Origin of the sequence: Methylobacterium endophyticum, assembly GCF_050591105.1 — a bacterium.
Taxonomy (GTDB): domain Bacteria; phylum Pseudomonadota; class Alphaproteobacteria; order Rhizobiales; family Beijerinckiaceae; genus Methylobacterium.
The window spans coordinates 49,590-75,660 of the sequence record NZ_JBNHES010000012.1 but is presented as its reverse complement, the minus strand read 5'-3'; the positions used below and the strand labels follow the sequence as shown (position 1 = coordinate 75,660).

The window sequence follows — 26,071 nt, the reverse complement described above, 5'->3', positions numbered from 1 at the left end:
TCGGGAGGCCGCCGCCGGCAACGATCCCGCCCCGGCGCGGCCAGGAAGCTTTCGCGATGATCGCCACCGAGACAGACATCCTCGCCGAGGCCGAGGCGTGGCGCCGCGACGGACGCGCCGTGGCGCTCGCCACCGTCGTCGAGACCTGGGGCTCGGCGCCCCGGCCCGTGGGCAGCCATCTCGTGGTGGATGGGGAGGGGGCCTTCCTCGGCTCCGTCTCCGGCGGCTGCGTCGAGGGGGCGGTGGTGGCGGAGGCGCTGGAGGTGATCGAGGCGGGCGCTCCCCGCGTCATCGCGTTCGGCGTCGCCGACGAGACCGCCTGGCAGGTGGGGCTCTCCTGCGGCGGCCGCATCCGCGTCCTCATCGAGCGGATCGACTGACGCCATGCGCCTCGACACCCTGTCCGTCCTCAACGCCGAGCGCGCCGCCCGCCGCGCCGCGATCCTCGTCACCGATCTCGATTCCGGCGAGCAGCGCCTCGTCCGCGAGGAGGCGCTCGACGGCGACCCGCTCGCGGCGCTGCTGCGCCCGCGCCTCGCCTCCGGCCGCAGCGGCATCGCCGAGGTCGAGGGGCGGCGGCTCTTCCTCACCGTCCAGGTGCCCCCCGTGCGGCTCGTGGTGATCGGCGCCGTGCATATCGCCCAGGCGCTGGCGCCGATGGCGGCGGCGGTCGATCTCGCCGTGACGGTGATCGACCCGCGCACGGCCTTCGCCACGCCCGAGCGCTTCCCCGGCGTCGATCTGGTGCCGGAATGGCCCGAGGACGCGTTCGCCGGCCGCCTACCGCCCCTCGACCGCTACAGCGCGCTCGCCGCGCTGAGCCACGACCCGAAGATCGACGATCCGGCGCTGACGGCGGCGCTGCGCGCGGGGTGCCTCTATATCGGGGCGCTCGGATCGCGGAAGACCCATGCGCGCCGCGTCGAGCGGCTGGAGCAGGCCGGGTTCGGCGCCGATGCGATCGCGCGCATCCACGCCCCCATCGGCCTCGACATCGGCGCCGTCAGCCCGGCCGAGATCGCGGTCTCGGTGCTGGCCGAGATCGTCGGCGCCCTGCGCAAGGACAGCGCCGGCCTGCGCCGGGACTGCACCGGGGCGCGGCCGTGAAGTTCGGACCCGTCGCCACCGCCGAGGCCGCGGGCCTGATCTCCGCCCATACGGTCCGGGCGGGCGACACGGTGGTGAAGAAGGGTCAGGCGATCCTGCCGGAGGTCGCCGAGCGCCTGCTCGCCGAGGGCGTCGACCGGCTGATCGCGGCCCGGCTGGAGCGGGGCGACATCGGCGAGGACGAGGCCGCCGCCGCCCTGGCCGAGCGGCTGGCCGGCGAGGGCCTGCGCGTGGACAGGCCCTTCACCGGGCGCTGCAACCTCTTCGCCGAGACGGCCGGGCTGCTGCTGGTGGAGCGCCCGGTGATCGACGCGGTGAACGGCATCGACGAGGCGATCACCGTGGCGACGCTGCCTCCGTTCCGGTCGGTCGTGCCCGGCGAGATGGTGGCGACCGTCAAGATCATTCCTTATGCGGTCGCGGGCTCGCTGCTGGAGCGGGCGCTGGCGGCGGCGCCGGCGGGGCCCTTGCGGATCGCGCCTTATCGGCGCCGGCGGGTCGGTGTCGTCTCGACGCTGCTGCCCGGCCTCAAGGAGGCGACCGTCGCGCATACCCTGCGCAATCTCGGCCGGCGTCTCGAACCGGCCTCCGCCGGCATCGCCGCCGAGCTCCGCGTGCCGCACGAGGCCGCCGCCGTGGCGGAGGCGGTGGCGCGGCTCTGCGAGGAGGAGCGGGCCGAGATCGTCGTCGTCTTCGGTGCCTCGGCCATCGCCGACCGCCGCGACGTGATCCCGGCGGGAATCGCGCTTTCCGGCGGGACGGTGGAGCATCTCGGCATGCCCGTCGATCCGGGCAACCTCCTCCTCGTCGGGGCGCGGGGGGCGGTGCCGGTGATCGGCGCGCCGGGCTGCGCACGCTCTCCCCGCGAGAACGGCTTCGACTGGGTGCTTCTGCGCCTGCTCGCGGGGCTTGCGGTGACGCGGGCCGACATCGTAGCGCTCGGCGTCGGCGGCCTGCTGATGGAGATCGTCTCGCGGCCCCAGCCCCGCGCGGGCGGCCACAGCGAGGCGGACGCCGAGTCCGAGGACTGACACCGACCCATGAGCGACGACGTCCGGATCGGCGCGATCCTTCTCGCGGCGGGGCGCGGCACGCGCTTCGGCGCCCGGCCGAAGCTCGTCGCGCCCCTCGGGGGGCTGCCGATGGTGCGGCATGCCGGCCTCGCCATCCGCCGCTCGCGGCTGCGGCCGGCGGTGGCGGTGATCGGCGGCCATGCGGAGGCCGTGCGGGCCTCCCTCTCCGGTCTCGACATGCGGCTGATCGAGAACCCCGACCATGCCGCCGGGCTCGCCTCCTCGCTGCGCGTCGGGCTCGCGGCCCTGCCCGCCGCCGTCGAGGCGGTGGTCGTGGTGCTGGGCGACATGCCGCGCGTGACGGAGGCCCATCTCGATGCCCTCGCGGCGGCCTATGCCGGCGCGGCGCCGCGCCCGTCGGCGGTGGTGCCGGTGTTCGAGGGCCGTCGCGGCAACCCGGTGCTTCTGAATCGCGCGCTCCTGCGCGACGACCTCGCCGCCCTCGAAGGGGATGCCGGCGCCGCCCGCCTGCTCGCCGGGCGCGGCGACGTGCTGGAGATCGAAGGCGACCCGGCCAACCTGCTCGACGTGGACACGCCGGAGGCGCTCGCGGCGATGGTGCGGCGCCCGTAGGCGAGGAGCGTTACGACGACGCGTTCCGGCGCGTTTCCCGTTTCGCCTCGTCCCGGCAGCGGTCGGAGCAGTGGCGCACCTCGTCCCAGACCCGCTCCCACTTCTTCCGCCAAGCGAAAGGCCGGCCGCATAGGGCGCAGGGCTTCTCCGGCAGATCGCCCTTGCGGCGCATGCGGGGCATGGCTCAGCGCCCGAGCCCGGCCGCGTCGAGGAGCGAGACCGGGCTCCAGCGGGTGAACTGCACGAAGCCGTCGCGGGCCGCGACCACGACCGTGCGGCGGTAGCGGTGCACGACCGTGCCCGGCGTCTGGCCGTGGCTTTCCTGCCAGCCCGTCGCGTCGGCGACGAAGACACGGTTGTCGCCGAGCCGCGCGATGCTCTCGATGGCGCCGAAGGCCCGCACCCGGCGCAGGATCGCGGAGACGTCCTGACGGAAATCGAGGGTGCGGTCGGCGTCCGAGACGCGCGCCCAGTACGACCCCTCGCCCTGCGGCTCGGCCCGGCTCCAGCGCGCCGGCAGCTCCCGGCCGATGGGACCGGCGGCGAGGCGGGCGGCCGCCATCTGGCACTTGCTCAGCAGGGTCTCGTGCGTCTCGGTCTCCGAGAGCCGGAAGAGGTCGCGGGCGAGGATGTCGCCGGTGTCGAAACCGTCCTCGGCGAGCACATGCGCGGTCACGCCCCAGGTCTCGTGAGCGTCGCCGATGGCGCGGAACAGCGGGTAGGGCCCGCGCCCCACCGGCAGCGGCGAGGGGTGGATGTTGAGCCCGTAGGCGGCGCGCCCGCGCCAGCCCGTCACCATCCAGGGATAGCCGGCGACGACGAGCGCCCAGTCGCGCCCGTGGATGGCGTGCAGGGTGTCGAGGTCGATCTGCCGGATGCGCGAGAGCTGCACCGGGATGCGCCGGTTCCGGGCCTGCGCCACGATGAGCTCGTTGTGGTCGTAGATGCCGTCGCAGGGCCGCGTGAACAGCTTGATCGGCGTCCAGCCGGCCTTCACCAGCCCGTCGAACACGCCGCCGAGGAAATCGATGCCGGCGAAAGCGAACTTCATGAGGGGTCCCGACGAGCGGCGTCCGCCTGCGACCGCGCGGACAGGGGAGAGATGGTGCCGCGCGTCTCCCCCCGCGGCGGCCGCGCCATACCTAACCCGTCCCATCCAACGGGAAAGGGCCGACGCATGCAACGGGTCGTGATCTCGATCCGCACGGGGGCCTGACGCCGTGGCGGAGAAGCGGACGTCTCCGCGCGTGCTGCGCTTCGTCCTCGGCGACCAGTTGAACCGGCGCGTCTCGACGCTCACCGATCTCGATCCCGAGCGCGACGTGGTGCTTCTCGTCGAGGTGGAGGCGGAGGCGACCTATGTCCGCCACCACAAGCAGAAGATCGCCTTCCTGTTCTCGGCTATGCGCCATTTCGCGGCGGAGCTGGAAGAGGAGGGCGTCGCCGTCGACTACGTGCGGCTCGACGCGCGCGGCAACACCGGCAGCTTCACGGGCGAGCTGGAGCGCGCCGTCGCCCGCCACCGGCCGGACCGGGTCGTCGTCACCGAGCCCGGCGAGTGGCGGGTCTGGGAGATGATGCAGGGCTGGCGCGACGATCTCGGCGTGCCGGTGGAGATCCGCGAGGACAACCGCTTCCTCTGCTCCCGCCGCGACTTCGCCCGATGGGCCGAGGGCAAGGCGTCGCTACGCATGGAGACGTTCTACCGGCTGATGCGCAAGCGCACCGGCTTCCTGATGGAGGACGGCGAGCCCGCCGGAGGCCAGTGGAACTTCGACCACGACAACCGCAAGCGCCTGCCGAAGGGGCATACGGTGCCGGACCGCCGAAGGTTCGAGCCGGACGCCACGACGCGCGAGGTCATCGCCCTGGTCGCGGACCGATTCGCCGGGCATTTCGGCGATCTCGACGGCTTCGCCTGGCCGGTGACGCGGCGCGAGGCGCTCGGCGCGTTGAAGGCCTTCATCGTGAACAGCCTGCCGTCCTTCGGCGACTACCAGGACGCCATGAAGGCCGGCGAGCCCTTCCTGCATCATGCGGTGATCTCGCCGGCCCTCAATGCCGGGCTGCTGACGCCAGAGGAGGTCTGCCGCGCGGCCGAGCGGGCGTGGCGGGACGGGAAGGCGCCGCTCAACTGCGTCGAGGGTTTCGTCCGGCAGATCCTCGGCTGGCGGGAATACGTGCGCGGCGTCTACTGGGCGCGGATGCCGGACTATGCCGCCACCAACGCGCTCGACGCGACGCGCGACCTGCCGTGGTTCTACTGGTCGGGCGAGACGAAGCTGAACTGCATCGCGCAGGTCGTCGGCGAGACCCGCGCGCATGCCTATGCCCATCACATTCAGCGCCTGATGGTGACGGGCAACTTCGCCCTCCTCGCCGGGCTCGACCCGGCGCAGGTGGAGGAGTGGTATCTGATCGTCTTCGCCGACGCCTACGAATGGGTGGAACTGCCCAACACCCACGGCATGGTGCTCTTCGCCGATGGCGGGGTGCTGGGCTCCAAGCCCTACGCGGCCTCCGGCGCCTATATCGACCGCATGTCGGATTATTGCGGCGCCTGCGTCTACGACGTCGCCAAGAAGGCCGGCGCGGCGGCCTGCCCGTTCAACTACCTGTACTGGAACTTCCTGATCGAGAACGCCGGCCGCCTGGAGCGCAACCCGCGCCTCGCCATGCCCTACCGCACGCTCGCCAAGATGACCGAGGCGCGCAAGGCCGAGATCGCGGCGGATGCCCGGCGCTTCCTCGATTCGCTGTCGGCCGGACCGGAGGAGGGGGCTCAGAGCGGCGCCCAGGCCGAGAGCGAGACATAGGGGGCGGCCCGCCGCTCGCTCGATTCGCCCTGCAATCCCCCCGACACACGAAAGGAGTACCTGCCCAGCGAGAAGTCGGTCGCGTGCAGGCCGACGGCCCATTTCCGGTAGCCGGTATGGTCGGTGTAGAGGCTCGCTTCCGGCCCGAGATAGGCCCCCCACAGGCGGTGGCCCCAGGCGATCCGGCCCCAGGCGTCGCTGCGGGCCGAGCCCGCGATGAGCGTCGCGGTGAGGAGGGTCTGCTCCGTGGGCCGCGCCCAGACCTCGCCATGGACCCGCAGGCCGAAGCGCGCGGGCAACACCGCCACGGCGCCGGCGTCGCCGAGGATCTCCACGGAGCCCTCCGGCCCCGCATAGGCCGCAACAACGCCCCAATCATGGACCCACTGGTATCCGACGAGGGCGGATCCGAGCGCGGTGTAGCGCGACAGGGTCGGGTGGCAGACGCAGCCGGTCTTCTCCGTGCGGCGGCCGCCTCCGACGCTGGCGAGCGCCACGAAGCCGGTGCGGTCGAGGCGGTCGAGGGCGACCTTGGCGCCGGCCGTGACGAAGGTCGCGGCGCCGGCATCGAGGCTGCCGAACAGGAGGGTGTCGAGGGTGAGGTCGGCGGCGTCCGCCGGCGGGGCCAGGAGGGCGCAGAGCACGACGGCGGGCGCGCACGCGGAGACCCGCATGCGCGTCAGTCCATCGCGGAGGGCCGATAGGGTCGGCAAGCCACCTCGCTCCAGCCGAAAGGGGCCATGGGAAGGTGAAAACGGGTTAGCCGCCAGGAGCGGAACTTTCGTTCTCCACGGCCCGCGCGGTTTTTCGGGCCGAATATTTGACTCGCTTGTATCCAAGTCACGCGAACGCAACTCTAGGTCAACAAATGCTTGGCAGAGCATCTTCAGCGATACGCAGCCGCTTCCGGGCCCGCCCGGTGGCGGCCTCCGGCGTTCGCGATCCCGTGGCGGTGCGTCCGCGCGCGGCGCGCTTGGCGATCCCGGCGAACTCGGATAGAGCCGCGGCCTCGACAGGCGCCGACACCCGAGACCCCTTGATATCCGGTCCGCGAACCTCAGACGTCCTGATCGTGCTCGCGACCCAGGAAGGCGATCGGCTGACCGTCGGCGACGTGGTGGCGGTGCTGAAGGACCGCGCCTTCGCGCTGCTGGTGGTGCTGCTCGGCCTGCCGAACTGCCTGCCGATGCCGCCGCCCATCCCGCTGCTCTGCGGGCTGCTGCTGCTGCTGGTCGCCGTCCAGATCGTCGCGGGCATGTCGACGCCCTGGCTGCCGCGCGCCCTGCTGTCCCGCTCCATCGCCCGCGCCGACGTGGAGCGCGCCGTGAACCGCGCCGTGCCGCTGCTGAGGCGCCTGGAGCGCTGGTCGCGGCCGCGCCTGAGCATCTTCGAGACGGCGCTCGGCATGCGCGGGGTCGGGCTGATCCTGCTGACGCTCTCCATGGCGCTCATCGTGGCCGCGCCGGTGGTGGGTCAGATCCCGCTCGGGCTCGCCGTCTGCCTCGTCGGGCTCGGGCTGGTGGAGCGCGACGGGGTGGTGGTGCTGGCGGGGCTCGCCATCGGCACGGTCGGCGTCGCCCTGAACGCGGGCTTCGTCTTCGCCGTCGTCGCCGCGATCATGACGCTGCTGCACGTCTGGTGAGACGGGCTCACGCCTCCAGGTGGCGCGGCTTGAGGAGGCGATAGACGAGGCCGCCGCGCGGTCCGAACAGCACCGAGGCGACGTAGAGCCCCCCCGCCGAGAGCACGATGGCCGGGCCGGTGGGCAGGTCGGCGTGGTAGGACAGCAGCAGTCCTGACAGGCTCGACAGGGCGGCGGCCAACATCGAGACCGGGATCAGCCCGGTCAGGTCCGTCGCCCAGAACCGGGCGATGACCGCCGGCAACAGCATCAGTCCCACGGCGAGCAGGGTGCCGAGCGCCTGGAAGCCGCCGACGAGATTGAGCACCACCAGCCCGAGGAAGGCGTAGTGCACCGGCCCGCCCGCGCGCCCCACCGAGCGCAGGAAGAGCGGATCGACGCATTCCATCACCAGCGGCCGGTAGATGGCGGCGAGCGCGAACAGGGTGAGGGTCGCGATGCCGCCGAGCAGCGTCAGCGCCTCGTCGTCGAGGGCCAGCACGCTGCCGAACAGGATGTGCAGGAGGTCGACCTGCGAGCCGCGCAGGGAGACCAGCAGCACCCCGGCGGCGAGCGAGATCAGGTAGAAGGCGGCGAGACTCGCATCCTCCTTCACCACCGTCGAGCGGGTGACGGCGCCTGCGAGAAGGGCGACGGCGAGCCCGGCGACCAGACCGCCCAGGGTCATCGCGGGGAGCGACAGCCCGGCCACCAGGAAGCCCGCCGCGACGCCCGGCAGGATGGCGTGGCTCATGGCGTCGCTCATCAGGCTCATGCGCCGCAGCGTCAGGAAGACGCCGATGGGCGGGGCCGAGAGCGAGAGCGCCAGGCAGCCGACCAGCGCCCGGCGCATGAAGCCGAACTCGACGAAGGGCGCGAAGAGCTCGTGGATCATCCGACGCTCCGGCGCGGGGCATGGTCGTGCCCGTGATCGTGGGGCGCGTGGCCGTGGTGGTGATCGTGCCCGTGAGCGTGCGGTTCGGCCGCCTCCTGTTCCACATGCGTGTCTTGGGCATGCGCGTGCCCGGCATGGTCGCGGCCGCAGATGGCGGCGTCCTCGTCCCAGGCTTCCGAGAGGCGGGTGGCGCGGGCGAGGTTCGCGGGGGCGAGCACCTCCTCGGTCCGGCCCCAGGCCACCGGCTCGCGCGCGAGCAGCAGCGTCGTCGGGAAATGCGCGCGCACCTGCGCGAAGTCGTGGAGCGCGGCGACGATGGTGCGCCCCTGAGCGTGCCAATCCAGGATCAGGCGGACGAGATCGGCGGTGGTACGGGAATCAATGCCCCGGAACGGCTCGTCGAGGAGGACGACGGGCGCGTCCTGCACGATCAGCCGGGCGAAGAGCGCCCGCTGGAACTGTCCGCCCGAGAGCGTCCCGATGGGCCGGTCCTCGAAGCCGTTGAGGCCGACGGCGGCGAGCGCCGCGAGGATGCCGCCGCGATGGGGCTTGAGGCTCCGCCAGGGGCCGAGCCGGCTCCACAGCCCCATGCCCGCGAGGTCCAGCACGCTGACGGGGAAGGAGCGGTCGATCTCGTCTCCTTGAGGCAGGTAGGCCACCGCCGCACGGCCGCCGCCGCGCTCGATGCGGCCGTCGAGACAGGCGATCTCGCCGGCGATGCCCTTGAGCAGCGTCGACTTGCCGGCCCCGTTCGGGCCGACGACGGCGACGAGGTCGCCCGGCGGGATCACGCCGTCGAGATGGTGGACGGCCGGATGCCGGTCGTAGCCGAGCGTCAGGCCGCGAAAGGCGATGGCGCCCGGATGCGATAGGCTCACGGCCGCAGGGCCCAGGCGACGGCGAGCCAGACCAGGCCGGACAATCCCGTGGCGAGGGCGAGGCGCAGGCCGATGCCGGCGCGCAGGAGCGACGGTCGGGGGAGGCGGCTGTCGGAACGTGTCACGGCTCGGGGTCCGGTCTCGAAAGGCGGGGCGTCCGCCGCCCGCCCGGCGGGCGATGGCCGGCGCGCATCGGCTCGCGGCGATTTGCCCGTATCCGGCCTGTCGGCTTATGCTGGCGGCTGATACACTGTAACACCGCCGCCGATCAATCCGGCCGTCGATCCGGCCGCGACGACAGGCGGGATCGAGGGACGGACATGCACGAGCACGGCTCCGGCTGCGCGGGCCACCACGGCCACGACGCCGCGGATGTGGCCGAGGAGGTGATGGCGCGCGCCGAGCGCCTCTGCCGGGAGCGCGACCTCCAGTTCACGCGCCTGCGCCGCGACGTGCTGCACGCGGTCGCGGCGGAAGGGCGTCCCCTCGGCGCCTACGACATCGCCGAGCGCATGAGCCAGCCCGGCCGGCGGGTCGCCCCGGTCTCGGTCTATCGGGCCCTCGACTTCCTCACCGAGAACGGCCTCGTCCACCGCATCGCCAGCCGCAACGCCTTCGTCCCCTGCGCCCACGACCACGGCGACGGCGCGGGCCTTGTCTTCATGATCTGCCGGAGCTGCGGCGGCATCGACGAGACCACATCGCCGGAGATCGAGCGCCAGATCGACCGCACCGTGGCGCAGTCCGGCTTCCGCCCGGCGAGCCGCATCCTGGAGGTCGAGGGCGAGTGCGGGGCCTGCCTTGGGCGTCAGGCGGAGAGCCTGGGGTAAGGGGCGCTCAGGCCGCCCGCCGGAGCAGCCTCGGCCGCCAGATGCCGAGCGCGACATTCACGGTCGCCACCGCCAGCAGCACCCAGAGCGTGTTCCGCTCGGGACCCAGCGCATCGCCGAGCGTCGCCGGATCGACCGTTCCCGCGAGCGCGGCGGCGCTGCGCCGCGCCTCCTCCTGCATCGGTCCCAGCACGCCGACGAAGCCGCCCTCGAAGATCAGGATGCCGGTGCCGAGCTTCAGCCAGGCCCAGCCGGCGTCGTGGAAGCCCCGGTGGAGGCCGATCGCCAGCAGGCCGCCCAGCAGCGTCAGTCCGAGGGAGGGGAAGAACACCCAGGTGGCGACGGCGCCCATGGCGCCGCGCATCTGGGCGTAGGAGGCCAGCGACGCCGGCGGCGGCGTCAGGCTCAGCATCACGAGCAGGCAGGCCATCGCGCCCATCAGCCCGATGGCGCCCATCGTGTGCAGGAACTTCAGCAGGCGTCGCACGGCGTCCCGGCCACCGCTTCCGTTGCGCGAAGGGACGAGCAGCCTAGCGCTTCCGGGCCCGCTCCGGTAGGCGGCCCACGCCCCTTACCGGGGCGCGGCTTCCTCAGCGGGCGTTCTTGTAGGCGCGGGGCGAGACCATTGTCTGGAACAGGATCTGGATGTCGAGCCAGATCGACCAGTTGTCGATGTAGTGCAGGTCGTGCGTGACCCGGCGCTCCATGTCGAGATCGGTGAGGGTCTCGCCGCGCAGGCCGTTCACCTGGGCCCAGCCGGTGATGCCGGGGCGCACGTTGTGGCGGCGGGCGTAGTGCGCGATGCGCCGCTCGAAGCTGCGGTCGTGGGCGAGCGCGTGCGGGCGCGGGCCGACCAGCGACATGTCGCCGAGCACCACGTTCAAGAGCTGGGGCAGCTCGTCGATGTTGGAGCGGCGCAGGAAGGCGCCGACCTTGGTGATGCGGCTGTCGTTCTTGGTGGCCTGCTTGAACACGGTCTCCTTCTCGGCCTTCATCGAGCGGAACTTGAAGACGCCGAAGGGCTGCTGGTTGAAGCCGTAGCGCTTCTGCCGAAAGAGCACCGGGCCAGGGCTGTCGAGCTTGATCGCCAGCGCGACGACGGCGAAGAGCGGGGCCAGCGCGATCAGGCCGAGTCCGGCGAGGATCGTGTCGAACACGCGCTTCAGCAGCACCTCGCCGAGGTTGAGCGGGCGGCGGCCGATATTGATGCCGGCGAGACGTCCGACGCGGGCCACCTGCATGTCGGGGAACCGGTCGAGCACGCCGCCGGGACGCAGGTGGATGGCGGCCGGCGTGCGCAGGAAGCCGTCGACGCAGGCGTCGATCTCGGCGGCATCGCTCCAGGGCACCAGGATGAAGACGTCGTCCGGGCGCAGGAAGCGCACCACCGAGACGGCGAGGTCGAGGTCCTCGGAGAGCTGAGCCTTGCGGGCGGCGGGACCGGCGGCGGGATCGACCCGGCGCAGGTAGCTCGTGCCGACCACGCGCAGGCCGAGCGCGTCGGCGTCGTTGCTGGCGTAGAAGCGGGCGATGTCCTCCTCGTAGCCGACGAGATGGATGCGGCTGACGGAGGCCGATTCCGAGGTCATGCCCCGGCGCACCAGTGCCACCATCCCGGCGCGCACGCCGATCATGGCGGGCAGCCCCGCCACGAACAGCGCGACGGCGACCACGCGGGAGAAGTCGTTGGTGGTCTTGGTGGCGAAGCCCACCACCAGCATCACCGCCCAGGCCATCAGCCAGAGCGTCGCTGTACGGCGCAGGTGCGGCCGGCGCGAGAGGGCGTTCTCGATGCTGTATTCCTCGCGCATGACGTTGGCGAGGACGACGACGAGGGCGAGGATGCCGCAGAGCAGCAGGCTGCGGCTCTCCTGCGCCGGGATCAGGCCGCCATCGGTCCAGGCGTAATAGGCGATCTCGAGGCCCATGCCGAGGACGAGGATGGTGAGCACGTCCGCCATCGCCACGGTGGCGGAGATCGCCACGCGGAAGGCGGCGCGGCTGCGGCGCGGCAGCAGGGCCGACCAGACGTCTCGCCGGCGCCCGATGACGGGAGCGATCTTCTGGAAGTTCTGCGGAGGACGTGCGTGAAACATTGTCTGTATCGCGTTCCGTCTTGGACCGACATTGTCCCGGATTGGGACGTTGGCACGTCCGGGCCGGGGTTTCACAGACTTCTGAGCAACGCGCGGGCCGCTCGTCTTGGGAAGACTCGCCCTCGGCATTACGGCCCGGTTACGGGTTGCCCATTCTGTATGCAATGCGGAAAACTACCGAGGATTTCGTCGGCGTGCGCCCCGGCACATGCCGGGCGCTTCCGGAAGCGCCCGGCAGGCCCTAAGCCATTGTTCTGCCGTCCATCCGGGCGGAGAACCGGGATCCATTCCTAGGTGGGCGGCCGAGGGCGCCCGGAATCCTCGGCGCGGCGGTTGAGCGGGATAGGTGATGGAGAAGGTCGCAGAATCGGCGGGTCTCGCCGGGCCGGTCGCGGATGAGCCTGCGGTCCGCGTTTCCGCGGTACCATCGGGGGCGGCCGGCGAGGGGCCGGCGATGGCGGTGCTCGCGGGCCTCAGCGTCTCGCATCTCCTGAACGACCTGCTCCAGTCGCTGCTGCCGGCGCTCTATCCGCTGCTCAAGGCCCAGTTCGCTCTCGATTTCGGACAGATCGGTCTCATCACCTTCGTCTTCCAGGGAACGGCGTCGCTGCTCCAGCCCGTGGTCGGCTCGTATACGGACCGGCGGCCGCAGCCCTTCTCGCTGGCCTCGGGCATGGCGCTCTCCCTCGCCGGCCTGATCCTGCTGTCGCTGGCGCCGGGCTACGGCGTGCTGCTCGCCGCCGCCGGACTGATCGGCCTCGGCTCGGCGATCTTCCACCCGGAAGCCTCGCGGGTGGCCCGGCTCGCGGCGGGCGGGCGCTACGGCATGGCGCAGTCGGTGTTCCAGGTCGGCGGCAACGTGGGCTCGGCGCTGGGGCCGCTGATGGCCGCCTTCGTCGTGGTGCCGCGCGGGCAGGCGAGCGTCGCCTGGTTCGGGCTCGCGGCGCTGACGGGCATCGGCGTGCTGACGGCGGTGGGACGCTGGTATCGGGCGCGTCTCGCGACGGCGCCTGTCCGGCGATCGGCCGCGCCGGCACGCGCGGGCGATCGGCCGAGCCGGCGCCGGACCGGGATGACCGTCGCCGTGCTGCTGGCGCTGATCTTCTCCAAGTACTTCTATACGGCGAGCATCTCGTCCTACCTGACCTTCTACCTCATCCACCGCTTCGGGGTGTCGGTGGCGCAGGCGCAGATCGATCTGTTCGTGTTCCTCGGCGCCTATGCGCTCGGGACCCTGCTCGGCGGCCCCATCGGCGACCGCATCGGGCGCAAGCCGGTGATCTGGATCTCGATCCTCGGCATCCTGCCCTTCACCCTGGCGCTGCCGCATGTGGGCCTCGCCTGGACGGTGGCGCTGCTCGTGCCCATCGGCCTGATCCTGGCCTCCGCGATGCCGGCGATCCTGGTCTACGCGCAGGAACTGCTGCCGGGGCGGATCGGGCTCGTCGGCGGCCTGTTCTTCGGCTTCGCCTTCGGCATCGGCGGGATCGGCGCGGCTCTCCTGGGAGAGCTCGCCGACCACGCGGGGATCGAGCAGGTCTATGCGCTCTGCGCCTATCTGCCGCTGATCGGCCTGCTCGCGGTGTTCCTGCCGAGCCTGCGCCCGGCGCGCTGAGGGGTCAGGCCGCCGCCTCGGTCTCGCCGGTCTTCGAGAGGGTCTGCACCGGCTCGAAGCCCTCGAACTGGGGGTGCCCGAGATAGAGCGGCTTGGAGGAGGGGGCCCGGCCATGGGCCTTGCGGAACTGGTCGGAGCGGGTCCACGCCTCGAAGGCCGCCTTCGACTCCCAGGTGGTGTGGGAGGCGTAGAGCACATGGTCCTCGTGCTCGGGCCCGCGCAGCAGCTTGAACTCCACGAAGCCTTCCATCTCGTTGAGGTGGCTGTCGCGGCCGAGCCAGACCTGCTCGAACTCGTGCGTTCCGTCCTTGACCACCTTGAAACGGTTCATGGCGATGAACATCGGTCTCTCCCTCTCCTTCGCCGAAACGCGAGCCCGCACCTTAGCAGAGCGGAACGGCGGGGGTATCGCGCCGCATCGATTTGCGGCGAATCACCCCGCGGCCGCGATGCCGCAGGTGGCCGCTTTCCCTGTGTGCGACAGAAGGAAGCCTCCGGCTGGCGCGGCGGCAGGCGTGCGGCCTGTTGCCGCCGGTCTCCCATTTTGAATTATTCGTTGAAAATACGGCGCACGATTTCGTGAGGTCGGTCCGCCCGCATCGTGGCGGCCTTGTTTGCCGACCGATGACATGGGCACCTCCCGCCACGCCTCGCGGAGGGTTACGGATTGTTGCCGGCCGCCGGGCGCTCGATCCTCGTCGGATCACCTTTGGAACTGCGCTGACTGATGATGCCGAAGCAGACAACGGATATCGATCGCCTCGTGGGACTGCGCATCACCGCGCTGCGCAAGGCGCGCGGCTTGAGCCAGACCGCGCTGGGCACCGCCGTCGGCGTGACGTTCCAGCAGGTCCAGAAATACGAGAAGGGGCAGAACCGCGTCGGCGCCGGGCGACTGCGCGAGATCGCCCAGCTTCTCGAGGTCCCGGTCTCGGCCTTCTTCGAGGAAAGCGCGGCCGTCGGCCCGCAGCAGGACGACGTGTTCGGCTTTCTCAACGCGCAGGGCGCCATCGAGCTGCTGCGGGCCTATTCCATGATCGCGGACGAGCAGGTCCGCCGCGACGTGCTCGCCATCGTCCGGTCCGCCGCCCGGATCAGCCGGCCCTCCGGGGACGGTCCGATCACCGACACCATGGACGCGGACCCCGCCAACGACCTGTCCTGACCCGCGCGTCCTTGCGGGGCTATCCGGTCTCTCCCGCGATGAGATGGAAGAAGCTGCCGCTGGTCAGGCCGCTGCGGTGGCCGGCGAGCCCGAGGGGCACGCCCTCGGCATCGGTGACGCGGGCGAGCGCCCTTTCCGCGTCCGGCGGAGACGACAGCTCGCTGGCATAGTGGAACTCGTGCCCGACAAGGCGGGTGCCGGCGGCCCCGAGCACGCCGTCCGCGAACAGCGTCGCGACCCGGTAGCCGAGATGCAGCTTGCGCGCGCGGTACGAGGTCGCCACCGGCAACAGCCCGGCCATGGCATGCGTGATCCCGTCTGTATCCTCCAGGCTCTCGCCGAGCACCATGTAGCCGCCGCACTCGCCATGAACGGGCTTGCCGGCGGCGAACCGGCGCAGTCCGGCCAGGAATCGCGCGGCCGAGGCGAGGCGCCCGGCATGCAGTTCGGGATAGCCGCCCGGCAGCCAGCAGACATCGCAATCCGCCGGCGGCGGCTCGTCAGCCAGCGGCGAGAACGGCACGATCTCGGCGCCCGCCCGGCGCCAGCCCGCCGTCATATGCGGGTAGAGGAACGAGAAGGCCGCGTCGGAGGCCACCGCGATCCGCGATCCGGGCGGCCTCGGCAGTCCGCTCCCCGACGGGGAGGGGCCTTCGCCGCCGGCCGCGCGGAGGATCGCGTCGAGGTCGAGCCCGGCTTCCGCCAGGTCCGTCAGGCGGTCGAGGCGCGCGTCGAGATCGGCGGTCTCCCCGGCCTGGACGAGGCCGAGATGGCGTTCGGGCAGGGTCAGGGCGGCGTCCCGCATGAGGGCGCCGAGCACGGGGATGTCGGCCTTGGCCAGCCCGTCCTCCACCAGCCGGCGGTGGCGCGCGCTCGCCACCTTGTTGAGCACGACGCCCGCCATGCGGATGCGGGGATCGTAGGCCCGGCAGCCCAGCGCCACGGCGGCGGCCGACTGCGCCGCCCCCGACACGTCGAGCACCAGCAGCACCGGCCAGCCGTAGCGCGCCGCGATGTCGGCATTGGCGCCGGTGCGGCCGGCGCCCGCCACGATGCCGTCGAACAGGCCCATGGAGCCCTCGGCGACGACCAGATCCGCGCCCTCCGTGGCGAGCCCGGCCACCGAGTCGAGAAGCCGCTCGCCCATGGCGAAGGAATCGAGGTTGACGCTGTCATGGCCCGTGGCGGCGCGATGGAAGGCCGGATCGATGTAGTCCGGCCCGCATTTCGCCCCCCGCACGGCGAGGCCGCGCCGGCGCAGCGCCCGCATCAGCGCCAGCGTGACGGTGGTCTTGCCGGAGCCGGAGCGCGGCGCGGCGACGAGGAGCCCCGGCGCGCTCATGCCGAGGCGTCCGGTCGTCCGCCGCCGGTCGGGCGGAAGCGGCGGTCGTAATCGGGCGAATAGAGCGCGCTCTCGCGGAAATCCGAGGCGCCGAGCGCCGGGCCGACGAGGATCAGCGCCGTGCGCTCCAGCCCCGCCGCCGCGACCTTCTCCGCGATGTCGGCGAGGGTTCCGGTGACGACGCGCTCGTCCGGCCAGGTGGCGCGGAACACCACGGCCACCGGGCATTGCGCGCCATAGAACGGGACCAGCTCCGCCGCCGCCGTCGCCGCGACATGGATCGAGAGATGCAGCGCGAGCGTCGCGCCGGTGGCGGCGAAGGCGGCCAGCGTCTCGCGCTCCGGCATGGCGCTCGCCCGGCCGGAGGTGCGGGTGAGGACCACCGACTGCGCCACCCCCGGCACCGTGAGCTCCCGCCTCAGGACGGCGGCGGCGGCGGCGAAGGAGGGCACGCCCGGCGTCACCGTGTAGGGGATGCCGGCGGCGTCGAGCCGGCGCATCTGCTCGGCGAGCGCGCTCCAGATCGAGAGGTCGCCCGAATGCAGGCGGGCGACGTCCTGCCCGGCCCGCGTCGCCTCGGCGCAGAGCGCCACGATGGCGTCGAGGTCGAGCGGCGCGGTGTCGACGATACGGGCCTCCGGCGGGCACCAGCGCAGGATCTCAGGCGCCACCAGCGAGCCCGCGTAGAGGCAGACGGGGCAGGCGGCCACGAGGTCGCGGCCGCGCAGGGTGATGAGGTCGGCGGCGCCCGGACCGGCGCCGATGAAATGGATGGTCATGCGGGCTCGTCGGTTCCGGGCGCGTGTTCCGCGAGGGCGCAGGTGGCCCCGGCGCTGGCGATGCGGGGCAGGACGAGGCGGCTCCCGGCCCCCGCCGCCGCCAGAGCCGCGGCTTCCGCGACCGAGCCGATGCCCCGGCTCGCCTCGATCCGGGCCGAGCGGGTCTCGACATTCGTATCCGCCGCCGCGAGGGCCTGCTCCGCGACGGGGAGGATCGCGAGCCCGAAGGCGGACGCCGCATCGCGGGCCTGAGGCGCGCCGGCGCGGTCGGCTGCGGTGGCGATGGCGCCGAGCCGGTCGGCGGGGAAGCCGCCCAGCGCCAGGGCGCGCCGGATCAGGTCCGCGATCTCCTCGGCCGTGACGGCCTGCCGGAAGCCGATGCCGGCGACGAGGCGGCTCACGGCTTCACCCAGGTCCACTGCGTCACCGGCATGGCCGAGCGCCAGCCATGCAGCCCGCCGACTCTGTCGGCGCGGGCGACGGAGAGGCGCCGCAGGCTGCCGCCGAGCCGGGCGAAGGCGCCGAGCAGCGTCGCCTCGCCTTCGAGCGTCACCGCGTTGGCGACGAGGCGGCCCCCCGGCGCGAGGGCTTCGCGGGCCGCCGGCAGGAGCCCCGCTTCCGAGACGCCGCCGCCGACGAAGATGGCATCGGGAGAGGGCAGGCCGGCGAGCGCGGCGGGCGCCCGGCCCTCGACGACGCGCAGGTCCGGCACGCCGAGGGCGCGGGCGTTGCGCCCGATCCGGGCGGCGCGCTCCGGGTTCGATTCGACGGCGATGGCGCGCATGGCCGGGTGGCGCAGCATCCATTCGATCCCGATGGAGCCAGCCCCGGCGCCGATGTCCCACAGGCATTGCCCAAGGCGCGGCGCCAGCCGGGAAAGCGTCACGGCGCGGATCTCGGACTTGGTGAGCTGGCCGTCGTTCTCGAAGAGCCCGTCGTCGAGGCCGGGCGCCAGGGCGATCACCCGCGCGTCCCGCGTGCCCTCCACCATGACGGCGAGCGTGTTCAGCGGATCGATCCCGCTGAGGTCGAACCCGGCGGCGGCGGCATCGCGGAGGCGCTCGCGCGGGCCGCCCATGGCCTCGCACACGGTCAGGCGCGAGCCGCCGAACCCGCGCTCCGTCATCAGGGCGGCGACGGCTCCCGGCGTAGTCTCGTCCCAGGAGAGCACGAGCAGGCGCGCGCCGGGCTGGAGATGCGGCACGATGCGCTCCAGCGCCCGTCCGTGCAGGGTCAGGCAGGCGGTCTCGGCCAGCGGCCAGCCGAGGCGGGCGCAGGCCAGGCTGAAGGCCGAGGGCTGCGGATAGGCCGCGATCTCCTCTGCCGGGACGAGCCGGGCGATCTCGGCGCCGATGCCGTAATGGAACGGGTCGCCGGTGGCGAGCAGGCAGGTCGGCTCGCCGCGCCGGGCCAGGATGCCCGGATAGGCGTCCGAGATCGGGCTCGGCCAGGGGCGGCAATCCGCGTCGAGCGGCCCGGCCAGCGCCAGATGGCGGCGCCCGCCATAGACCACGCGGGCCGCGTCGAGGGCGGCGCTCGCGGCGGGGGAGAGCCCCGCCCGGCCGTCCTCGCCGATGCCGACGATGGACAGCCAGCGGCCGCCCCTCGACACCCGCTCAGCCCCGGAGGACAAGGCGGCCATGCGCATCCTCATCCTCGGCGGAACGAGCGAGGCGAGCGCCCTGGTGAAGGGGCTCGCCGGCCGCCCCGGCCTCGACCTCACCCTGTCGCTCGCCGGCCGGACCTCGGCGCCCGCCGCCGCGCCCGTCCCGACCCGCGTCGGCGGCTTCGGCGGCGCGGAGGGGCTCGCCGGATATCTCGGCGCGCACCGCGTCGATCTCCTGGTCGACGCGACGCATCCCTTCGCCGCGCGCATCTCCGCCAACGCCGCCGGGGCGGCGGCGCGGGCCGGCGTGCCGATCCTCGCCATCCGCCGCCCCGCCTGGGAGCGCCGGCCCGGCGACGACTGGCGCGAGGTCGAGAGCGTCGCGGCCTGCATCCCGGCCCTGGGGGAGGTGCCGCGCCGCGTCTTCCTCACCATCGGCCGCATGGAGATCGCGGAATTCGCGGCGGCCCCGCAGCACGATTACGTCGCCCGCACCATCGAGCCGGTGGGGGAGGCCCTGCCGGTGCCGCGCCTGACCTGCATCACCGCGCGCGGCCCCTATGACGAGGCCGCCGAGGGGGCCGTCCTGCGGGACGCCGGCATCGAGGTCCTTGTCAGCAAGAACGCCGGGGGCGCGGCGACCTACGGCAAGATCGCGGCGGCGCGCGCGCTGGGCCTGCCGGTGGTGATGGTGCGCCGGCCGGCAAAGCCCGACGTGCCGTCCGTCGCGGATGCCGGGCAGGCGATGCGGGCGATCCTTGGCTGAGGCGTCGGCTCCCTCCCCCTTGCGGGGAGGGAGAGGGGTAGGGGTGGAGCAGAAGGCACCGTCGCGGTTCACCCGGCGCCACCCCCACCTCCGGCTCCTCCCCGCAAGGGGGAGGAGAGCGCCGGCAAGGCGCGAAGAGTCCCATCCGGCTTGGTGCGATTGGCTTCTCACGCCGCGCCCCTCGCCACGCTGCGCGAGGTGTAGACGAACGGGCTCACGCCCTCGCCGCGCGGGATCAGCCGGGTGCCCGAGGCGCCGAGGATGACCAGGGTCGCCATGTCGGCGGGGGCCTCGCGGGCCTGCGCGAGGGTCAGCACGCGGATGCTTTCGTCGGGCCGGGTGACGGCGCGGGCGAAGATCACCGGGGTCTCCTGTGGCCTGATCCCGGCGGCGAGCTCGAGCGCCGCGCCGAGCTGCCAGGGCCGCGCGGACGAGATCGGGTTGTAGAGCGCCACCACGAAATCCGCCCGCAGCACGGCCTCCAGCCGGGCGGTCACGACCTCCCAGGGCTTGAGGTTGTCGGAGAGCGAGAGCGCGCAGAAATCGCCTCCCAGCGGCGCTCCGACGCGGGCGGCGGCGGCGAGCATCGCGGTGATGCCGGGCTCGATCACGATGTCGAGGCGCGCCCAGGCGGGGTCGCCCCGCTCCACCGCCTCGAACAGCGCCGCCGCCATGGCGAAGACGCCGGGATCGCCTCCCGAGACCACCGCCACGCGGCGGCCCGAGGCGGCGAGCTCCAGGGCATGGCGCGCGCGGTCGACCTCGACGCGGTTGTCGCTGGCGTGGCGGCGCAGGCCCTCGCGCTCCGGCACGCGGGCGACGTAGGGGATATAGCCGATCAGGTCCTCGGCCCGCGCGAGGGCCTCCGATGCGGCTTCGGTCAGCAGGCGGGAATCACCGGGGCCGAGCCCGATGACGGTGACGCGGCCGCTCACGGGCGGCGGCCTTCTCCGGGCACCAGCACCATCGAGAAGTAGGGCGCGACGTCGTCCGCCTTCTCGCGGAGCGGGACCACCCGTTCGCCGGCCATGGTGCCGCGCTCGACATAGACGGCGCGCTCCAGGAGCCCCGCCTCCGCGAGTGCCGCGCGCACCTTCGGCAGGTGCCGCCCGAGCTTCATCACCACGGCGGCGTCGGTTCCGCGCAGGCGCTCGGCGAGCGTCGCCGACGAGAGTGTCGCGGGCAGGATGGTCAGCACGTCGTCGCCCCAGGTGATCGGCGTGCCGGCCCGCGTCCAGCAGCCGGACATGCCGGTGACGCCGGGCACCACCTCGACAGGAAAGCGGTCCTTCAGCCGCCGCCAGAGATGCATGAAGGAGCCGTAGAAGAACGGATCGCCCTCCGACAGGATCGCCACGTCGCGGCCGGCGCCGAGATGGTCCGCGAGGCTCGCCGCCGCGTCCTCGTAGAAGGCGGCGAGCGCCGAGACGTAGTCCGGGTGATCCGGCGGCAGCTCCGTCGTGTACGGATAGACCAGCGGAAACTCGCGGGCCGGGTCGCGAAGAATCGCGTCGGCGATGGTGCGGGCGTTGCCGCGCCGGCCCTTCTTGCAGAAATGCACCAGCACCGGCGCCCGCTCCAGCACGCGCACGGCGCGGACCGTCAGGTAGTCCGGCTCGCCCGGCCCCATGCCGACGCCGTAGAGCGTGCCGGTGGCGACGGCCGCCGCCTGCGACGGCGTCTCGCCGGCGGCATCGCGCAGGATGGGCTCGGCGGATTCCATCACTCGACCTCGTTCGCGAGCGCGTTGACCGCCGCCGCCGCCATGGCGCTGCCGCCGCGCCGTCCGTGGACGACGACGAAGGGCACCCGGCCGTCCTTCGCCAGCGCCTCCTTCGATTCCGCCGCGCCGACGAAGCCCACCGGGATGCCGATAACGGCGGCCGGCGGGGAAATCCCCTCGTCCAGCATCTCCAGCAGGCGGAACAGCGCGGTCGGGGCGTTGCCCACGGCGACCACGGAGCCCGGCAGGTGCTCGCGCCACAGCTCCATGGCGGCGGCGGAGCGGGTGGTGCCCATCTCGGCCGCCATCCCCGGCACGCGCGTGTCCCCGAGCGTGCAGATCACGGGGTTGCCGGCGGGCAAACGGGCGCGGGTGACGCCGTCGGCGACCATGCGCACGTCGCACAGGATCGGCGCGCCGGCCTTCAGCGCCGCCTCGCCGGCTTCCGCGAAGTTCTCGGACATGGCCACGTCGCCGGGCAGGTCGGTCATGCCGCAGGCGTGGATCATGCGCACCACGACGCGCTCGCCCGCGCCCCGGAAGCGCGCGAGATCGGCTTCGGCCCGGATCATGGCGAAGGAGCGCGCGTAGATGGCCTGGCCGTCGCGCAGATAATCGAGGCGCGCGCTCATGGTGTCGTCCTGAAGGCGTCGTCGAGGGAGAGCATGGAAGCGGCCCTCCTTACGCGCTCGAGCGCCGCCTCGAAAGTGAGATGTCGCGCCGGCAAGGCAGCCGGCGTTCCGCCGAGCACGACGCCGTAGCGCCCGTCCGAACCGACGAGGGTCAGGTCGGCCGCCGCCGGGTGCGCGCAGCCCTTGGCGCAGCCGGAGACATGCGCCCTCAGGCCCGTCGCCGCCAGCGGCGCGAAGGCGTCCGCGAGCCGGGCGGCGTCGGCGAGCGTCGGGGTCGAGCCGGAGGCGCAGGCCGGGGCGCCCGGACAGGCGGCGACGGCGCGGCGAGGGTCGTCGGGCCTGGTGACGAACCCGGCCTCCGCGAGCCGCGCGAGCGCCCGCGCCGCGTCTTGCGCATCCTCGCCGAGGAGCACGAACCCGCGCGTCGGAGAGGTGCGGACGGGGACGCCGCCGCCGGAGGACGAGTCCTCGGCGAGGGCGGCGAGCCGGTCGAGAGCCGGCGCGTCGCAGCGGCCGAACGGCGCCTCGACGGCCACCGCGAACCCGCCGCCGTCGCGCGCGAGCATCCCGGCCGGGAGGGCGGACGGCGGTGTCTCGGAGGGGGCGGCCGATGCGCTCCCGCAGGCGGACAGCATCGCCCCGCGCTCCTCGCGGGAGAGGTCGCGCATCCGCCGCCGGCCGCTCGCCGCGAACGCTCGCAGGAGGGACGCGACGGTCGCCGCCGCATCGGCTTCCGGGACGCTCAGCGCCGTGTCGTCGCCCGCGAGCGCGATCGCGGCGCGCCCGTTCGCCGCCGGACGCACGAGGATGTCCGCCTCCGCCCCCGCGAGCCCGGCGCCCTCGACCGCGACGAGCGTCTTCGCGGGGAGGGGGGCGATGCCGAGACCGGCCGCCTCGACGGCGCGGGCGATGGCGAGGCCGACCGGTCCGGCAAGCGGGCTCGTCAGCGTCAGGCGCTGCGGGCCGCCATCCGAGCGGACATCGCCGAGCCCTGCCTGCGCGAGCATCGCCGCGAGGGTCGGGGCCGTCGCCTCGGACACGCCGCGAATCTGGAGGTTGCCGCGCGCGGTGACGTCGACATGGCCGTTGCCGAAGCGGCGGGCGGCCTCCGCCACGGCGCGAAGCTGCGCGGAAGTCAGCATGCCCAGCGGCGGATGGACCCGCGCCAGCAGGCCGTCGCCGGTGGGCATCGGGCGACTGAGGCTCGGGCACCAGCCGCGACGGGACGGCGCGTCGGGGAGCGCCCGGCGGGAAAGCGCGCTCACGCGGCGTCCTCCGGCATCAGCGCGTCCGCGGGGAGCGCATTGCGGCGGCTCTGCCAGAGGCCGCGGCGGCGGGCGTCCTCGAAGCGGTCCAGGATGGCGCGCGCCGCCGCCGGGTTGGCCCGGCGCAGGCTCTCGAAGGTGTCGGGGTCGCCCACATAGGCGCCGTAGAGCCGGTCGAGATCGGCACCGGAGACGGCATCGGTGGCGGCGGCGAGCACGAAGACCGCGTCGATCCCCTGCGCCAGCTCCTGCGCCCCCCGGTAGCCGTGGCGGAGCTGCGCCGCGATCCAGCGCGGGTTCGAGAGCCGCGCCCGGATCAGCCGGGAGGCGTCTTCGCGCGCGGTGCGGGCTTTCGGAGCCTCGGGCCGGGCGATGTCGAGGGCGTAGAGCGCGGCGACGTTGCCGGTGAGCCCGGCGGCGGCGGAGAAGCCGCCCATGGCATCGACCGCCGCGTCGCCGTCCAGAAGGTCGCGCTCGGCCACGTCGAAGGCATGGACATAGGCGTCCGCCCCGGCGACCCGCGCGGGGAAGCCGGCATCGGCCTCCTCCGCGTCGCCATAGGCGTGGGAGGTGGCGTCGAGATAGGCGCGGCCGAGATCGGCGCGGCTCTCCCAGGCCCCGTCGAGGGCGAGCCCGGCGGTGCCCGCGCCGTAGCGCCCCGGCGCGCCGCCATAGACGCGCGCCCCCGTCTCGCCGCGCCTGCGGGCGGCGGCGAGCGGGTTCTCGTCGTCCTCCTCCTCGCGCTCGGCGACGGCGCGGGAGGCGCGGTCGAGGAGCGCCAGCGTCTCCGGGAAGGTGTCGCGGAAGGCGCCGGAGACCCGCATGGTCACGTCGATGCGCGGCCGGTCGAGCATCGCCAGCGGCAGGATCTCGAACCCGGTGACGCGGGTGGTGGCGTGGTCCCAGGTCGGGCGCACGCCCATGAGCGCGAGGGCGTGGGCCACGTCCTCGCCGCCGGTGCGCAGGGTCGGGGAGGCCCACAGGTCCATGACGATGCGGGCCGGATAGGCGCCCTCGTCCTGAAGGTAGCGCCGCACCACCGCGTCGGCGGCCTTGCCTCCCAGGATCGCGGCGGCGCGCGTCGGCAGCGAGCGCGGATCGAGGGTGGTGAGGTTGCGGCCAGTGGGCAGCACGTCGGTGCGCCCGCGCGAGGGCGATCCGGCGGGGCCGGGCGCCACGAAGCGGCCGTCGAGGGCGGCGAGGAGGTTCCTCCGCTCGGTCTCGGCGGCGGCGGACACCGTGTCGGAGGCTCCCTCGGGCGCCTGGCCGAAGACGTGCAGCCCGTCGCGGAACGCCGTCTCGCCGATGTCGCAGAGATGCGCGTCGAGGGCTGTCAACGCGTCGGCCATGGGCGTGTCGGCGTCGATCCCGGCGGCCTGCGCCAGGCCGGCGGAGGCCGCGTCGTCGAGGATGGCGCGGGCGATCAGGTCGGCGCGGCGCGGATCGAGCACGCTCGCGGCCGAGTATTCCTCGACCAGCTCGCGCAGGCGCGCGGCATCGGCATCGAGCCCGGCCGTCTCCACGCGGGGCGTCAGGTGGCCGAGGGCGATGCCGCCGAGGCGGCGCTTCAGCGGAGCGGCCTCCCCCGGATCGTCCACGATGAAGGGATAGACCACCGGCAGCGCCCCGACGGCGCGGGCGGGCCAGCAATCCGGCGAGAGCGCCACGGCCTTGCCCGGCAGCCATTCCGTGGTGCCGTGGGTGCCGAGATGGATGAGCGCGTCGAAGCGCCGCCGCAGGGCGAGATGGAAGGCGAGATAGGCGTGCGTCGGCACCGCGTCGGGGTCGTGATAGGCGGTCTTGCGATCGGCCGAGCGGCCCCTGTCCGGTTGCAGGAAGACGCTCATGCTTCCGCTCTCGACCGCGCGGAAGCGGAAGGCGCCGTCCCGGACGAGGGGATCATCCTCCGGCATGCCCCAGGTCTCGGCGACGCTCTCGCGGCAGGCGTCCGGCAGCGTGGCGAACCACCCTTCGTAATCCGCCAGCGGGATCGACAGGGGCGCTTCGCCCTCCGTCAGCGCCGTCATCAGCGCGCGCGGCTCGGTCGGCTCGCCCACGGCGTAGCCGGCATCGGCGAGGTCGCGCAGGATCGCGCAGGCGCTCTCCGGCGTGTCGAGGCCCACCGCGAACCCGGCCCGTCCCCCGCGCGCCGGATAGTCCGACAGCACCATGGCGAGGCGGCGTTCGGCGCGGGGCAGGCTCGCCAGTCGCATCCAGGCCGCCGCCCGGTCGGCCAGGGCGGCGATGCCTTGCGGATAGGGTACGGCCCGGCGCTCGGCGAAGCCTGCGACCTCGGGCGCCTCCTCCTTGAACGAGACGGGGAAGCCCGAGAGCCGCCCGTCGAATTCCGGGAGCGCCACCTGCATGGCGAGATCGGCGGCGTTCATGCCCCGCGCGGAGGCCTCCCACGCCGCTTTGGAGCTTCCCGCGGTGAAAGCCTGGAGCACCGGGCAATCCGCCGCGTCGAGCACGAAGCCGGCATCGTCGCGGGCGGAGAAGGCGGTCGCGGCGACGACGATGCCCGGCCGGCGCGCCGTGACCGCCTCGCGCAGCACGGAAACGGCCTCCGGGTCCTTCAGGCTCGATACCGCGAGGATCACGCTGCCGATGCCGCGCTCGTTCAGGGCGGCGGCGAGGGCCGCCACCGGGGCTGTGTCGCCGCCGAGGACGGCCGAGCGGTAGACGAGGAGGAGCGCATGCGGCGAGCCCGCCTTCGCGAGCGCGGTCTCCAGCGGCACGGGCCCGTCGACGGGGCACCAGGGGAAGGCGCGCGGCAGCTCTCGCGGCGGCTCTGGCGCCTCGCCCCGGCCGATCTCGGCGGCGAGCCGGCGCAGCATCCGGCGCAGGTTCTCCGGCCCTCCGGCGCGGAAATAGCCGTCGAGGACGGGCGCGAGATCGGGCCGGGTGGCGTAGGCGGAAAGGCGCGGGTCGGGCCGGTCGTCTCCGGGGAGCAGCACCAGCGCCACGCCGTTGACCCGCGCCGCGTCCGCCGCCCGCTCGATCCCGTAGCGCCAGTAGTCGAGCCCGCCGAGGCAGCGGATCACGACGATGCGCGCCTTGGCGACGATGGAATCGACATAGAGGTCGACGGACATCGGATGGCGCAGTTTCGCCAGCTTCGCGAGCCGCAGGCTGGGCAGGCCGGGCTCCGCCTCATGCGCACGGGCGACGCCGAACAGATCGGAATCGGTGAAGGAGAGGACGACGATGTCGCCGGGCTCCTGGCCCAGGTCGACCGCCGCCTCGCCCTCGTCGAGGGAGACCGTGTCGACGCGGATCAGGTGCATGG

General features: G+C 73.4%; 28 protein-coding genes. 10 read left to right on the top strand and 18 right to left on the bottom strand.

What is annotated here, in order from left to right; all coding sequences use genetic code 11:
• Positions 1-56: 56 nt before the first annotated feature.
• Genes ACP56T_RS14345 through ACP56T_RS14330 form a run of 4 tightly spaced genes read left to right on the top strand, consistent with a single transcriptional unit; the run spans position 57 to position 2,753 of the window.
• On the top strand, positions 57-380 hold the full coding sequence (locus ACP56T_RS14345; protein WP_430912810.1) for an XdhC family protein: 324 nt from the start codon (positions 57-59) through the stop codon (positions 378-380).
• A 4-nt stretch (positions 381-384) separates the two neighbouring features.
• Entirely contained in the window at positions 385-1,107 is a 723-nt protein-coding gene (locus tag ACP56T_RS14340) for an XdhC family protein (RefSeq protein ID WP_430912809.1), read from the top strand.
• Positions 1,104-2,138, top strand: coding sequence for a molybdopterin-binding protein (locus ACP56T_RS14335; protein WP_430912808.1), 1,035 nt, complete (start codon positions 1,104-1,106; stop codon positions 2,136-2,138). Before ACP56T_RS14340 ends, ACP56T_RS14335 begins: the two co-directional genes overlap by 4 nt.
• 9 nt (positions 2,139-2,147) lie before the next feature.
• A complete protein-coding gene (locus ACP56T_RS14330; RefSeq protein WP_430912807.1) occupies positions 2,148-2,753 on the top strand; it encodes a nucleotidyltransferase family protein in 606 nt (201 codons plus the stop codon).
• A gap of 10 nt (positions 2,754-2,763) precedes the next feature.
• On the opposite strand, the gene ACP56T_RS14325 is transcribed toward ACP56T_RS14330, so the two are convergent.
• Positions 2,764-2,934: a DUF2256 domain-containing protein gene (locus ACP56T_RS14325; protein WP_430912806.1), complete on the bottom strand. Its 171-nt coding sequence runs from the start codon at positions 2,932-2,934 to the stop codon at positions 2,764-2,766.
• Positions 2,935-2,937: 3 nt separating this feature from the next.
• A complete protein-coding gene (locus ACP56T_RS14320; RefSeq protein WP_430912805.1) occupies positions 2,938-3,804 on the bottom strand; it encodes a formyltransferase family protein in 867 nt (288 codons plus the stop codon).
• Between the two features lie 196 nt (positions 3,805-4,000).
• Here ACP56T_RS14320 and ACP56T_RS14315 point away from each other — a divergent pair, with 196 nt between their 5' ends.
• Positions 4,001-5,569, top strand: a complete 1,569-nt coding sequence (locus tag ACP56T_RS14315; RefSeq protein ID WP_430912804.1) for a cryptochrome/photolyase family protein — start codon at positions 4,001-4,003, stop codon at positions 5,567-5,569.
• On the opposite strand, the gene bcsS is transcribed toward ACP56T_RS14315, so the two are convergent.
• A complete protein-coding gene (bcsS, locus tag ACP56T_RS14310; protein WP_430912803.1) occupies positions 5,536-6,243 on the bottom strand; it encodes a cellulose biosynthesis protein BcsS in 708 nt (235 codons plus the stop codon). The genes ACP56T_RS14315 and bcsS overlap by 34 nt on opposite strands.
• 398 nt (positions 6,244-6,641) lie before the next feature.
• On the opposite strand from bcsS, the gene ACP56T_RS14305 reads away from it, so the two are divergent.
• Entirely contained in the window at positions 6,642-7,211 is a 570-nt protein-coding gene (locus ACP56T_RS14305) for an exopolysaccharide biosynthesis protein (RefSeq protein WP_430912802.1), read from the top strand.
• Positions 7,212-7,218: 7 nt separating this feature from the next.
• Here the strand turns inward: ACP56T_RS14305 and ACP56T_RS14300 are convergent, their stop codons facing one another.
• From ACP56T_RS14300 to ACP56T_RS14290, 3 genes are read right to left on the bottom strand one after another with little or no spacing between them, the layout of a single operon-like run.
• The gene (locus ACP56T_RS14300) at positions 7,219-8,085 is read right to left on the bottom strand and encodes a metal ABC transporter permease (RefSeq protein WP_430912801.1); all 867 of its coding nucleotides are present in this window, start codon (positions 8,083-8,085) and stop codon (positions 7,219-7,221) included.
• A complete protein-coding gene (locus ACP56T_RS14295) occupies positions 8,082-8,963 on the bottom strand; it encodes a metal ABC transporter ATP-binding protein (RefSeq protein ID WP_430912800.1) in 882 nt (293 codons plus the stop codon). Before ACP56T_RS14295 ends, ACP56T_RS14300 begins: the two co-directional genes overlap by 4 nt.
• The gene (locus ACP56T_RS14290) at positions 8,960-9,088 is read right to left on the bottom strand and encodes a hypothetical protein (RefSeq protein WP_430912799.1); all 129 of its coding nucleotides are present in this window, start codon (positions 9,086-9,088) and stop codon (positions 8,960-8,962) included. The genes ACP56T_RS14295 and ACP56T_RS14290 overlap by 4 nt, the downstream gene beginning before the upstream one ends.
• A gap of 195 nt (positions 9,089-9,283) precedes the next feature.
• On the opposite strand from ACP56T_RS14290, the gene ACP56T_RS14285 reads away from it, so the two are divergent.
• Positions 9,284-9,793 carry a Fur family transcriptional regulator gene (locus tag ACP56T_RS14285; RefSeq protein ID WP_430912798.1) on the top strand — a complete coding sequence of 170 codons (510 nt, stop codon included), beginning with the start codon at positions 9,284-9,286 and terminating at the stop codon, positions 9,791-9,793.
• A gap of 7 nt (positions 9,794-9,800) precedes the next feature.
• Here the strand turns inward: ACP56T_RS14285 and ACP56T_RS14280 are convergent, their stop codons facing one another.
• Positions 9,801-10,280 (bottom strand): hypothetical protein, encoded by a 480-nt coding sequence (locus ACP56T_RS14280; RefSeq protein WP_430912797.1) that lies wholly within the window; start codon positions 10,278-10,280, stop codon positions 9,801-9,803.
• 103 nt (positions 10,281-10,383) lie between these two features.
• Positions 10,384-11,889 (bottom strand): undecaprenyl-phosphate glucose phosphotransferase, encoded by a 1,506-nt coding sequence (locus ACP56T_RS14275; RefSeq protein WP_430912796.1) that lies wholly within the window; start codon positions 11,887-11,889, stop codon positions 10,384-10,386.
• A 349-nt stretch (positions 11,890-12,238) separates the two neighbouring features.
• Between ACP56T_RS14275 and ACP56T_RS14270 the strand changes: the two genes are divergently transcribed.
• The gene (locus tag ACP56T_RS14270) at positions 12,239-13,504 is read left to right on the top strand and encodes an MFS transporter (protein WP_430912795.1); all 1,266 of its coding nucleotides are present in this window, start codon (positions 12,239-12,241) and stop codon (positions 13,502-13,504) included.
• A gap of 4 nt (positions 13,505-13,508) precedes the next feature.
• On the opposite strand, the gene hmuQ is transcribed toward ACP56T_RS14270, so the two are convergent.
• Complete coding sequence (gene hmuQ / locus ACP56T_RS14265) at positions 13,509-13,847, bottom strand: heme-degrading protein HmuQ (RefSeq protein ID WP_430912794.1); 339 nt, start codon at positions 13,845-13,847, stop codon at positions 13,509-13,511.
• 384 nt (positions 13,848-14,231) lie between these two features.
• Between hmuQ and ACP56T_RS14260 the strand changes: the two genes are divergently transcribed.
• A complete protein-coding gene (locus ACP56T_RS14260; RefSeq protein WP_430912793.1) occupies positions 14,232-14,669 on the top strand; it encodes a helix-turn-helix domain-containing protein in 438 nt (145 codons plus the stop codon).
• A gap of 19 nt (positions 14,670-14,688) precedes the next feature.
• Here ACP56T_RS14260 and ACP56T_RS14255 read toward each other — a convergent pair whose 3' ends face one another.
• From ACP56T_RS14255 to cbiE, 4 genes are read right to left on the bottom strand one after another with little or no spacing between them, the layout of a single operon-like run.
• Positions 14,689-16,011: a cobyrinate a,c-diamide synthase gene (locus ACP56T_RS14255; RefSeq protein ID WP_430912792.1), complete on the bottom strand. Its 1,323-nt coding sequence runs from the start codon at positions 16,009-16,011 to the stop codon at positions 14,689-14,691.
• Positions 16,008-16,790, bottom strand: a complete 783-nt coding sequence (cobM, locus tag ACP56T_RS14250; protein WP_430912790.1) for a precorrin-4 C(11)-methyltransferase — start codon at positions 16,788-16,790, stop codon at positions 16,008-16,010. The genes ACP56T_RS14255 and cobM overlap by 4 nt, the downstream gene beginning before the upstream one ends.
• Complete coding sequence (locus tag ACP56T_RS14245) at positions 16,787-17,209, bottom strand: cobalamin biosynthesis protein (protein WP_430912789.1); 423 nt, start codon at positions 17,207-17,209, stop codon at positions 16,787-16,789. Before ACP56T_RS14245 ends, cobM begins: the two co-directional genes overlap by 4 nt.
• Entirely contained in the window at positions 17,188-18,432 is a 1,245-nt protein-coding gene (gene cbiE, locus ACP56T_RS14240; protein WP_430912788.1) for a precorrin-6y C5,15-methyltransferase (decarboxylating) subunit CbiE, read from the bottom strand. The genes ACP56T_RS14245 and cbiE overlap by 22 nt, the downstream gene beginning before the upstream one ends.
• Between cbiE and ACP56T_RS14235 the strand changes: the two genes are divergently transcribed.
• Positions 18,431-19,162: a cobalt-precorrin-6A reductase gene (locus tag ACP56T_RS14235; RefSeq protein WP_430912787.1), complete on the top strand. Its 732-nt coding sequence runs from the start codon at positions 18,431-18,433 to the stop codon at positions 19,160-19,162. The two genes, cbiE and ACP56T_RS14235, sit on opposite strands and share 2 nt — an antisense overlap.
• Before the next feature lie 167 nt (positions 19,163-19,329).
• On the opposite strand, the gene cobJ is transcribed toward ACP56T_RS14235, so the two are convergent.
• Genes cobJ through cobN form a run of 5 tightly spaced genes read right to left on the bottom strand, consistent with a single transcriptional unit; the run spans position 19,330 to position 26,069 of the window.
• Complete coding sequence (gene cobJ / locus ACP56T_RS14230; protein ID WP_430912786.1) at positions 19,330-20,097, bottom strand: precorrin-3B C(17)-methyltransferase; 768 nt, start codon at positions 20,095-20,097, stop codon at positions 19,330-19,332.
• Positions 20,094-20,885 (bottom strand): precorrin-2 C(20)-methyltransferase, encoded by a 792-nt coding sequence (locus tag ACP56T_RS14225; protein ID WP_430912785.1) that lies wholly within the window; start codon positions 20,883-20,885, stop codon positions 20,094-20,096. The genes cobJ and ACP56T_RS14225 overlap by 4 nt, the downstream gene beginning before the upstream one ends.
• Positions 20,885-21,517, bottom strand: a complete 633-nt coding sequence (locus ACP56T_RS14220; protein ID WP_430912784.1) for a precorrin-8X methylmutase — start codon at positions 21,515-21,517, stop codon at positions 20,885-20,887. Before ACP56T_RS14220 ends, ACP56T_RS14225 begins: the two co-directional genes overlap by 1 nt.
• On the bottom strand, positions 21,514-22,782 hold the full coding sequence (locus ACP56T_RS14215; RefSeq protein WP_430912783.1) for a precorrin-3B synthase: 1,269 nt from the start codon (positions 22,780-22,782) through the stop codon (positions 21,514-21,516). The genes ACP56T_RS14220 and ACP56T_RS14215 overlap by 4 nt, the downstream gene beginning before the upstream one ends.
• A complete protein-coding gene (cobN, locus tag ACP56T_RS14210; RefSeq protein WP_430912782.1) occupies positions 22,779-26,069 on the bottom strand; it encodes a cobaltochelatase subunit CobN in 3,291 nt (1,096 codons plus the stop codon). The genes ACP56T_RS14215 and cobN overlap by 4 nt, the downstream gene beginning before the upstream one ends.
• Between the last annotated feature and the right edge of the window lie 2 nt (positions 26,070-26,071).